This is a genomic window from Oleiphilus sp. HI0079 (assembly GCF_001635105.1).
Map to the genome: position 1 here is coordinate 1 of NZ_LWFT01001026.1, position 901 is coordinate 901.

The following is a 901-nucleotide window of genomic DNA, read 5'->3' on the forward strand; positions in this document are numbered from 1 at the left end:
AAGCCGCATGCATTGTGTGCGTCAGCCATGCCGTTGAGAGCAGATTTTAAGACGCGCGTGTTCATAGGTTTTCGTATACGTGTTCGTAGCGCTGAGCTGCCCGCTGGATACTGAAGCCTTCGATAAATTCAGGGGCGCGAACGCTTATTTCATGTATTAGTTGGTCATCACTGACTAATCGAAGCAGCGCATGCGCCAGTGCTTCTGCGTCTCCCACATCAATTAATAGACCATTTACCTCGTGTTGAATCGCGTCGGGGATGCCGCCTGCACGTGTTCCAATAACCGGAACACCTGCCAGGGTTGCCTCCAGCAATACGGATCCCATTCCTTCTGTGTGTGAGGGAAGCACCACAACATCTGCGCGTGCAAACCATGTGCCCATGTCATTTTGGCGACCAAGGAATTCCACGTTTTTCAGACCACTCGCTTGCTCTTGCAGCGCCTTAAGTTCGGGACCGTCTCCGAGCAAGCAGAAATGGATGTCGGTATGTTTCGCTAGGCGCTTGGCTGCTGAAATAGTGACATCAAAGCCCTTATGCTTGTAGAGTTTCGCTGCCTGAATGACCACGAACTTATCTTGATACTTACTGCAAAGTGAACTCAGCAAGTTTTCATCCACGGGATAGCTTATGGGTGAGTCGTTCACAACATTTGTGCTTGTGTCAGGGAACTGGGCTCTAACAACGCTCTCAACGGCATGGCTGACGCACACAATGCATGCGGCTTTTCGATAAGCTATGTTTGAGAACCATTTGTCTTTGAAAGCATTATCGATACGACGGGTAATAATATACGGTGTTTTGAACAATATGTGTTGTAGTAAGGCCCAGTACACTGCTTGGCCTTCGTGTACATGAACAGCGGCGGAGTCTTGCGTAATGCTTTTGCTATGACCGGT

Annotated in this window: 1 protein-coding gene; it reads right to left on the reverse strand. The window is 49.2% G+C overall.

Going from position 1 to position 901, the window contains the following annotated elements; genetic code table 11:
- Window positions 1-61: 61 nt before the first annotated feature.
- A partial coding sequence (locus A3750_RS18470) for a glycosyltransferase family 4 protein (protein ID WP_068548590.1) occupies window positions 62-901 on the reverse strand: 840 nt, incomplete at its 5' end.